Below are 8,745 nucleotides of genomic sequence, written 5' to 3'. Positions count from 1 at the left end.
GCCCCCCGCCCCCGCGGGCCCGCGCGGCGGGGGCGCGCCGGGGGGGCTGGGGGGGGTGGGGGGGGCGGGGGGGGGGGGCCCCCCGGGGGCGGGGGGGGGGTGGGGGAGACTGGGCGCATGCCGGAGCTGCCTGAGGTTGAGGCGTTGAGTGTCTTCTTGGCGGAGCGGTTGGCCGGGCGGGTGGTTGCTCGGGTGCAGCCGGTGGCGATCAGTGCGTTGAAGACGTACGACCCGCCGGTGACGGCGTTGGAGGGGCGGACGGTCGGGGCGGTGGGGCGGCGGGGCAAGTTCCTGGACATCGAGGTGGGCGGGTTGCACCTGGTTGTTCATCTGGCCCGGGCGGGGTGGCTGCGGTGGAAGGACAGCCTGCCCGTGGAGCCGCCGCGGCCGGGGCCGAGGAATCCGCTGGCGTTGCGGGTGCGGTTGGCGGGTGAGGCGGGGGACGGGTTCGACCTGACCGAGGCGGGGACGAAGAAGGGCCTGGCCGTCTATGTGGTGCGGGACCCGGTGGAGGTGCCCGGGGTGGCGAGGCTCGGACCGGATCCGTTGGATCCGGGGTTCGGGTTGGAGGAGTTCGCGGCGTTGTTGCGGGATGACCGGCGGCGGATCAAGGGGGTGCTGCGGGACCAGAGCGTGTTGGCCGGGGTGGGCAACGCGTACTCGGACGAGGTGCTGCACGCGGCTCGGATGTCGCCGTACAAGCTGGCGTCGAGTCTGACGGAGGAGGAGACGGCGCGGCTGTACGAGGCGCTCGGCGGGACGCTGCGGGAGGCGGTGGAGCGTTCGCACGGCCTGGGGGCGGGGGAGCTGAAGGCCGAGAAGAAGCTGGGGCTGCGGGTGCACGGGCGGACGGGGCAGCCGTGTCCGGTGTGCGGGGACACGGTGCGGGAGGTGTCGTTCGCGGACTCGTCGTTGCAGTACTGCCCGACCTGCCAGACCGGGGGCAAGCCGCTGGCGGACCGGCGGATGTCGCGGCTGTTGAAGTGAGGTCCGCTCCAACAGCCGCGTCGCGCGGGGGTCAGCGCTTGATGGCGACGCCGCCCCAGTAGTAGGCGGCCTTGGGGTCGGCCGGGGGCTCGCCGTCCGGGCGCCAGGCCAGGACCGGGGCGACGCCCGGCTCGACCAGCTCCCAGCCGTCGAAGAAGCGGAGCACGTCGTCGTAGCTGCGGGGCACCAGGGTCATTCCGCCGGCCCGGGCGGCCTCGGCGACCTTGCCGACCGCCTCCGGGTCGAAGTCGGGGGTGGGGGTGGTGAGGGCGAGGCAGCTGCCGACGGGCAGGGCGTCGCGCAGGGCGGCGACCCGGCCCCAGGGGTCGTCCTCGTCGGCGATCAGCATCAGTACGGCGATCATCAGGAGGCCGACCGGCTGGGTGAGGTCCAGCGTGGAGGTGAGCGCCGGGTCGGCGAACAGTTCCTCGGGCTTGCGCAGGTCGGCGTGGATGTAGGTGGTGCGGCTGGCCGGGCTGGAGACCATCAGGGCGCGGGCGTGGGCGAGCACGATCGGGTCGTTGTCGACGTAGACGACCCGCGTGCCGGGGCTGACCGCCTCGGCGATCTCGTGGGTGTTCGGCGAGGTGGGGATGCCGGTGCCGAGGTCGAGGAACTGGCGGATGCCGTGTTCGCGGGCGAGGTGGCGGACGGCCCGCCCCTGGAAGGCCCGGTTGGCCTTGGCCATCTCCTTGACGCTGGGCACGGCCTCCTCGATGGCCTGGCCCATGGCGCGGTCCGGCGGGAAGTTGGTCTTGCCGCCGAGCCAGTAGTCGTAGACGCGCGCAGAGTGCGGGGTGGTGGTGTCGACTCCGAAACGTTCCCACTGGCTCAGCTCGGCGGCGTCGTCCTGCGGACCGTGCTGGGGGAAGTCCTGACTTGTCGTCATGGCCACGTCCTCTGATGGCAGATCATCACACTGGGGAAGGCACAGCGTAGCGGTCCTGACGGGAGGTGGCCCTTCCGGTCGGCTTTGTGGGCTGTCGGAGTGGTGGTCGGGACGGGCGGTGACCGGCGGGGCAAGCATTCAGAATGCTGTCTGATCGTCAGATTAAGTCTCCGATGAACGCTCGGATCACTTCGCGCAGGTTGCTGTTGGTCGCGGGTGGGATGTCGCTGCTCGGGGCGGCCGCCGGTTGCAGGAGCCCCTGGAGTGGGGACGGGGCTTCTTCCTCGGCGCAGGAAGCGGCGGCGGGCGTGCGGGAGGTGCTGGTTCCCGCGGGGGGGTCGCTGTCGCCGTCCGCGTCCGCCTCGTCCCCGGTGCCCTCCCCGGCGCCGCCGTCCGCCTCCGGCTCGGCGACGGCCTCCGCGTCGGCCTCCGCGTCGAGCGTGCAGCCCGTTCGCAAGACGCTCAGCGAGGCCGAGAACAAGCCGGTGTACGAGCTGGACCCGGCGCAGCGGGTGGTGGCGCTCACCATCGACGACGGGCCGGATCCCAAGTACACGCCCGCCGTACTGGACCTGCTCCACCAGCACGGGATCCGGGCGACCTTCTTCATGATCGGCGAGAACGCCGTGGAGCACCAGGCGCTGGTGCGGGAGATCGCGGACCGCGGCCACCACATCGCCAACCACACGTGGACCCACCCGGACCTGCGGCACATGTCGGAGAGCGCGGTGCGGGACGAGCTGGAGCGCACCTCCGACCTGCTCCACCGGATCACCGGGCGGATGCCCACCTGGTTCCGCTCGCCGGGCGGTGACTGGTCGCCGGTGTCGCTCAAGGTGTCCGCCGACCTCGGGCTGCGGAACATGGGCTGGTCGGTGGACCCGAGGGACTGGTCGCGGCCGGGGACGCCGGCGATCATCGACACGATCCTCAAGGAGGTCCGGCCCGGGGCGATCGTGCTCAACCACGACGGTGGCGGGGACCGCTCGCAGACGGTGGCGGCGCTGAAGACCTACCTGCCGACGCTGATCGATTCCGGGTATCTCTTCACGGCGCCGCCGAACTGAAATGCGAAGGTCGGACAACGGATATCGGCGGCATATGCCGATGGGGAAGGTAGCGGCTTTGCCAGCTAAACCACCCGATCGAGTGTATTGGGAGAACCGTTTCTGCGACTTTTTGGCCTCTAGGGTGATCTCGCACCAATTCCTCAGGCACTTCCGAGTGCCGCGTGAAAGGCCTTTCGTCATGCGTCTCCGCAATGCCGTGCTCGCCGCCGCCAGCGCCGTCGCCCTCGTCGTCGCCGTTCCGACGTCCGCGAACGCTGCCGTCGGCGATTTCCTCTACAAGGTCGGCCCGGGCGTCCCGGCGGGCATCGCCGACCCGCAGAGCGGCAAGTGCATCAACCTGTTCGGCGCGACCGAGAAGGACCCCGCCTTCGCGCCGGAGAACCTCACCAGCTCGACGGCGACGGTGTTCCTGAACTTCGACTGCAGCGGTGACACCTACTACGTGATGAACCCCGGGAAGATCCTCGGCGACCGGCTGAAGCTGCGCTCGGTGGTCTTCTCCTGAGCGGAGTGGCCCGGGCCGGACGGTCGGCGTAGCTTCGAACTGTCCGGCCCGGTCGTCGGCGCCTCGTCGTGCCCTTGCGGTCTGCCTGTGCCCGTGGTCGGGCGGAGGAGCCTGGGCAGAGCGAAGGAGGGCCTGGGATGACCGGCAACGGCTACGCGCACCCCGAGGTGCTGGTCCGCACCGAGTGGCTGGCCCACCACCTGGACGACGGGACGGTCCGGGTCGTCGAGGTCGACGAGGACACCACCGCCTACGACCGGGACCACATCCCCGGCGCGGTCGGCTGGAACTGGACCACCGACCTGCACAGCCAGGTCGGCCGCGACTACGCGGACCGCGAGGGCGTCCAGCACCTGCTGCGGGCGGCCGGGGTGGAGGACGACACCACCGTGGTGCTGTACGGCGGCAACAACAACTGGTTCGCGGCCTACGCCTACTGGCTGCTGCGGCTGCGCGGCTTCGGGCCGGTGAAGCTGCTGGACGGCGGACGGAAGAAGTGGGAGCTGGAGGGGCGGGAGCTCACCCACGAGGTGATGGACTACCAGCACACCACCTACCGGCTGACCGGACCGGAACGGCCGGAGCTGCGGGCGCTGCGGGACGAGGTGCTGGCCAAGGCGGAGGTGTTCGCCAAGCCCGGCGCGGACGCGGTGCTGGTGGACGTCCGCTCCCCGGCGGAGTTCCGGGGCGAGCTGATCGCACCTCCGAACCTGCCGCAGGAGCAGGCCCAGGTGCCCGGGCACATTCCCGGCGCGGTCAACGTGCCCTGGTCGCAGGCGGCCAACGACGACGGCTCGTTCCGCTCGGCGGAGGAGCTGCGGGCGCTGTACGGGGGCAAGGGCGTCGGGTCGGAGCGCGAGGTGATCGCCTACTGCCGGATCGGCGAGCGGTCCGCGCACACCTGGTTCGCGCTCACCGAGCTGCTGGGGTACCCGCACGTGAAGAACTACGACGGCTCCTGGACGGAGTACGGCTCGCTGGTGCGGGCGCCGGTGGCGCTGGGAGGGTGACGCCCGGGGCGGGGTCGCCGGGGGTTCGGGCGGCCGTATCATTTCGGCTTGTTTCTTTTCATGAACATCTCATCATCAGGGCGTGGAACCCGGGCCGCCGGGACATGGATCGATCCGACCCATCGTTCCGGTGATCCTGGAGGACCACGTTGCGCAAGAGGCTGATCGTCTCTGCTGCCAGTGCCCTGAGCCTGTTCCTGGCCGTCCCCGCCTCCGCCGCCGACTTCCAACCCGGCGCGGCCGGGGTCGGCGACGCCTACTACCCGACCTACGGCAACGGCGGCTACCGCGTCTCCCACTACGACATCAGGCTGAAGTACCAACCCGCCACCGACGAACTGGAGGGCACCACCACCATCCTCGCCACGGCGACCCAGGACCTCTCCCGGTTCAACCTCGACTTCGCGCTGAACGTCTCCGAGGTGCGGGTCAACGGGCGGCCGGCGGCCTTCGCCACCAGCGGCGAACAGGAGCTGGAGATCACCCCGGCCCGGCCGCTGGCCAAGGGCGACCGGGCCACCGTGGTGGTCCGCTACAAGGGCGTGCCGTCCACCGTGAAGAAGTACGGCTTCACGGCCTGGCTGCGCACCCCGGACGGCGCGGTGGCGGCGGGTGAGCCCGAGTCGGCCTGGTGGTGGTTCCCGAGCAACGACCACCCGAGCGACAAGGCCACCTTCGACGTCTCGGTGCAGGTACCGGACGGCAACCAGGTGATCAGCAACGGCATTCTGACCGGTACGTCCTCGCAGGCCGGCTGGACCCGCTACAGCTGGCGCGAGAACAAGCCCCAGGCGACCTACCTGGCCACGCTCGCCGTCGGCAAGTTCGACATCAGCACCGACACCACGGCCGGCGGGCTGCCGGTCTACAACGCGTACAGCAAGGACCTCGGCGACAACGCGGACGCGGCCCGGTCCAGCGTCGAGCGCACCGGCGAGCTGGTGGACTGGCTGAGCGGCTACTTCGGCGACTACCCGTTCAGCTCGGTCGGCGGGTACGTTCCCAACGTCCCGACCGGCTTCGCCCTGGAGACCCAGACCCGGGTCTTCTACAGCCCCCGGCAGTTCTCGAAGGGCGCCAACACCTCGGTGGTCGTGCACGAGCTGGCCCACCAGTGGTACGGCGACAGCGTGTCACTGTCGCGCTGGAGCGACATCTGGCTGAACGAGGGCTTCGCCCGGTACGCGCAGTTCCTCTGGTCCGAGCACGAGAACGAGGGCACCGCGCAGGAGCTGGCCGACTACGTCTACGCCTCGCACCCGGCCGACGACGCGTTCTGGACCGTCAAGCCGGGCGACCCCGGCCCGGACAACCAGTTCGCCTCCGCGGTGTACGACCGGGGGGCGGTGGCCATCCAGGCGCTGCGCAACGCCGTCGGGGACGAGAAGTTCTTCCGGATCCTCAAGGGCTGGCCCACCGAGCGCAAGTACGGCAACGCGACGATCCCGGAGTTCCAGGCGTACGCCGAGAAGGTGTCCGGGCAGAAGCTCGGGGACGTCTTCAGGACCTGGCTGTTCACCGCCGCCAAGCCGGCCGTCGGGCCGGTGGCGCCGGGGGCCGCTGCCCCGGCTTCGCCGGCGCCCGGCGCGCGGGCGGACGTGGCGGACCGGGGCAAGGGGCAGCTGCCCGTGGAGCCGAAGTCCTGGAAGAAGATCCAGGAGACCAACTCGGTGCACGACGAGGCGCACTGACGTCGTTCGGGTCTCGGTGAGCCGGTGAGCCGGTGACGGGCGTGGTCCGGTCGGTCGTCCGGGACGGGTGGCCGGCCGGGCTACGCCGCTCCGGAGCCGTCCGCCGCGAGCAGTTCGGTGAGGCGGCGGACGGCGAAGGGTATGAGGTCGCGGACCGGGATCAGGCGGCAGGGCGCGGCGCCGACCAGCACCTCGCGGATGCCGGCCCGCTCCTCGAACTCCCGCCCCACGACCGGGAAGTGGGTGTCGTCGTCGTTGCCGACGTCGGGCGCTTCGAGCCAGACCCGCTCGCCCTGGATCGCCATCGGGAAGCGGCGCAGCTTGAGCCGGCGGTTGGGGGCGAAGGTCTCGGCGTAGTGCAGGAAGGTGTTGCGGTTGTGCCCGACGCCGACCAGCAGCACGTACCCGCCGAGGTCGTGCAGGGCGCCGAAGGGGGACTCCCGGCCGACGGCGAAGCCGAAGGAGCGGCGGGCGGTCACCTCCCGGGCGTGGGCGCCGACGGCGGCGACCGAGGCCTGCGGGTGGGTGCTGCGCAGGCTCTCCGGCAGGGCGCGCAGCGCCTCGGCGACCGCTCCCATCCGGGAGGGCAGCTCGGGGTGGAACAGCGGTACGGCGTCCCGGAGTTCGGCGATCGCCGGGGTGGGCAGGCCGGCGTGGTCGGGCACCGGGTCGCACACCGTGTCGCCGGTGAAGGTGGGCACCACGACGGTGCCGCCCGGCCCGACGGCCTCGCGCAGGCTGGCCACCACGGCCGCCGCCCCGCCCTCGACCGGGCCGAGGCTGGAGAGCGAGGAGTGCACGATCAGTGCCATGTCCGGGCGGACGCCGACCCGGCGCCAGCCGTCCACGAGGTCGGCGGTGGTGAGCGGGCTGGTGCCCGGATTGGTCATGGTCCCCCCTGGTGGCGGTGCGGCGCACGCGGTGGCGTGCGGGGCTGGGTGGTCGGGTGCGGTCCGGTGTGCGATCGGGCGTGCCGGTGCGGATTCGTACCGGTGTGGTCCGATTGTTCGGGCCCGACCATAGCGGGTGGCACTGACAACCGGTCAGGAGGGGGTGCCCTCCGTCAGCCCACCACGGGACTGCGACGTTCGACCATGATCACGTCGCGCCAGCGGCCGTGCAGCCGGCCGATCCGCTCGCGGGTGCCGACCACCCGGAAGCCCGCGCGCCGGTGGAGGGCGAGGCTGGCGGTGTTCTCCGGGAAGATGCCGGACTGCACGGTCCAGATGCCGGCGGCGTCGGTGGAGGCGAGCAGGGCGTCCAGCAGGGCCCGTCCGACGCCCCGGCCCTGGGCGGCAGGGTCGACGTAGACGGAGTGTTCGACCACACCGGCGTAGGCGGCGCGGGCGGAGACGCGGGCGACGGCGGCCCAGCCGAGGAGGCGGTCGCCGTGGGGGCCGTCGGGGGCACCGGGTTCCAGGGCGACCAGGCGGTGTTGGGGGAGTTTGGCGGCGTCGAAGGAATCCCAGGTGGGGGCGGTGGTCTCGAAGGTGGCGTCGCCGGTGTCGATGCCTGCCTGGAAGACCGCCAGGACGGCCCCGGCGTGCTCGGGGCGCATCGGGGTGATGCGCGGGCCGGACATCGGTGCGGCGGTGCCGGCCGGGCCGGTGGTCATCGGGCGTCCGCCCCGGCCAGGACGCGGGCCTCCTGCTCGGGGGTGAAGCCGTGGCCGAGCGGGGGTTCGCCGCGACCGCGGTCCCAGGCGAGGACGTCGGCGGCGGTGACCGCGAGCGGGGTGGCGGGCAGCCCGGCCGCGCGGGCCCGGGCCGGGTCGCGCTGCTGACCGGGCCAGAGCGGTTCGGCCCGGACCAGGGGGAAGAACGGCGGCGGGGCGGTCTCCGGCGGGACGGGGACGATCTCGATCTCGCTGCCCGCGACCTCGGCGCAGGTGGTGATCAGCCCGCCCAGGGTGGTCGGTTCGGCCGGGCCGACGGCGTGGAAGGCGCCCGGCCGTCCGTCCTGGAGCAGCCGGAGCACCAGCCGGGCCAGGTCGCGCGAGTCGACCACCTGGACGGGCTGTTCGGGGCGCGCGGGCAGCGCGATCCGGCCGCCGCGCGCCGCCCGCCGCACCCAGTACGTCAGCCCGCGGGACTCGTCGTACGGACCGGCGACCTTGCCGGGGCGCACGATCGTCGCCCGGTCGCCGTAGCGGGCGGTGACGTCCTGCTCGCAGGCGACCTTGAGGCGGCCGTACGTCGCGTCGGTCAGGTCCTCCGCGTCGCGCAGCGGCGCGCGGAGCGGGGCGGACTCGTCCGGGGAGGTGGCGGGTCCGCCCTGCCGGTAGACCGCGTGGCTGGAGACGAAGAGGTAGCGGCCGACCCGGTCGCCGAGGACGGCCATCGCCTGGTCGACCTGGCGGGGCCAGAAACCGCTGACGTCCACCACGGCGTCCCACTCGCCCTCGCGCAGGGCGGTGTGGTCGCCGGTGTCCCGGTCGCCGAGGAGGTGGCGGGCCTCGGGGAAGAGGCCGGGGTTGGTCCTGCCGCGGTTGAAGAGGGTGACCTCGGCGCCGTTCTGCAGGGCGTCGGCGGCGATCGCGCGGCCGACGAAGGAGGTACCGCCGAGGACGAGGATCCGCATGTGCTCCAGACTA

At 72.4% G+C, this 8,745-nt stretch carries 9 protein-coding genes; 5 read left to right on the top strand and 4 right to left on the bottom strand.

What is annotated here, in order from left to right:
• Nucleotides 1-117: 117 nt before the first annotated feature.
• Nucleotides 118-987 carry an Fpg/Nei family DNA glycosylase gene (locus ACIRVF_RS20885; protein WP_402819647.1) on the top strand — a complete coding sequence of 290 codons (870 nt, stop codon included), beginning with the start codon at nt 118-120 and terminating at the stop codon, nt 985-987.
• Between the two features lie 31 nt (nt 988-1,018).
• On the opposite strand, the gene ACIRVF_RS20880 is transcribed toward ACIRVF_RS20885, so the two are convergent.
• Nucleotides 1,019-1,876 carry an SAM-dependent methyltransferase gene (locus tag ACIRVF_RS20880; protein WP_402819644.1) on the bottom strand — a complete coding sequence of 286 codons (858 nt, stop codon included), beginning with the start codon at nt 1,874-1,876 and terminating at the stop codon, nt 1,019-1,021.
• A 440-nt stretch (nt 1,877-2,316) separates the two neighbouring features.
• Here ACIRVF_RS20880 and ACIRVF_RS20875 point away from each other — a divergent pair, with 440 nt between their 5' ends.
• The 4 genes from ACIRVF_RS20875 to ACIRVF_RS20860 all read left to right on the top strand — a co-directional run bounded on the left by ACIRVF_RS20875 (nt 2,317) and on the right by ACIRVF_RS20860 (nt 6,152).
• A complete protein-coding gene (locus ACIRVF_RS20875; protein ID WP_402819641.1) occupies nt 2,317-2,943 on the top strand; it encodes a polysaccharide deacetylase family protein in 627 nt (208 codons plus the stop codon).
• 181 nt (nt 2,944-3,124) lie between these two features.
• Nucleotides 3,125-3,451, top strand: coding sequence for a hypothetical protein (locus ACIRVF_RS20870; RefSeq protein ID WP_402819638.1), 327 nt, complete (start codon nt 3,125-3,127; stop codon nt 3,449-3,451).
• 137 nt (nt 3,452-3,588) lie between these two features.
• Nucleotides 3,589-4,461: a sulfurtransferase gene (locus tag ACIRVF_RS20865; protein WP_402819635.1), complete on the top strand. Its 873-nt coding sequence runs from the start codon at nt 3,589-3,591 to the stop codon at nt 4,459-4,461.
• A gap of 149 nt (nt 4,462-4,610) precedes the next feature.
• Nucleotides 4,611-6,152, top strand: a complete 1,542-nt coding sequence (locus ACIRVF_RS20860; RefSeq protein ID WP_402819633.1) for a M1 family metallopeptidase — start codon at nt 4,611-4,613, stop codon at nt 6,150-6,152.
• Nucleotides 6,153-6,232: 80 nt separating this feature from the next.
• Here ACIRVF_RS20860 and ACIRVF_RS20855 read toward each other — a convergent pair whose 3' ends face one another.
• From ACIRVF_RS20855 to ACIRVF_RS20845, 3 genes are all read right to left on the bottom strand, one after another.
• Nucleotides 6,233-7,042 carry an aminoglycoside N(3)-acetyltransferase gene (locus ACIRVF_RS20855; RefSeq protein ID WP_402819630.1) on the bottom strand — a complete coding sequence of 270 codons (810 nt, stop codon included), beginning with the start codon at nt 7,040-7,042 and terminating at the stop codon, nt 6,233-6,235.
• 173 nt (nt 7,043-7,215) lie between these two features.
• Complete coding sequence (locus ACIRVF_RS20850; RefSeq protein WP_402819627.1) at nt 7,216-7,767, bottom strand: GNAT family N-acetyltransferase; 552 nt, start codon at nt 7,765-7,767, stop codon at nt 7,216-7,218.
• Entirely contained in the window at nt 7,764-8,732 is a 969-nt protein-coding gene (locus tag ACIRVF_RS20845; protein WP_402819624.1) for an NAD-dependent epimerase/dehydratase family protein, read from the bottom strand. Before ACIRVF_RS20845 ends, ACIRVF_RS20850 begins: the two co-directional genes overlap by 4 nt.
• Nucleotides 8,733-8,745 lie beyond the last annotated feature (13 nt).

The organism is Kitasatospora sp. NPDC101157 (assembly GCF_044768255.1).
Lineage (GTDB): Bacteria > Actinomycetota > Actinomycetes > Streptomycetales > Streptomycetaceae > Kitasatospora.
Note: the sequence above shows the minus strand (reverse complement) of the source record. Positions and strands in the feature narration are given on the sequence as shown.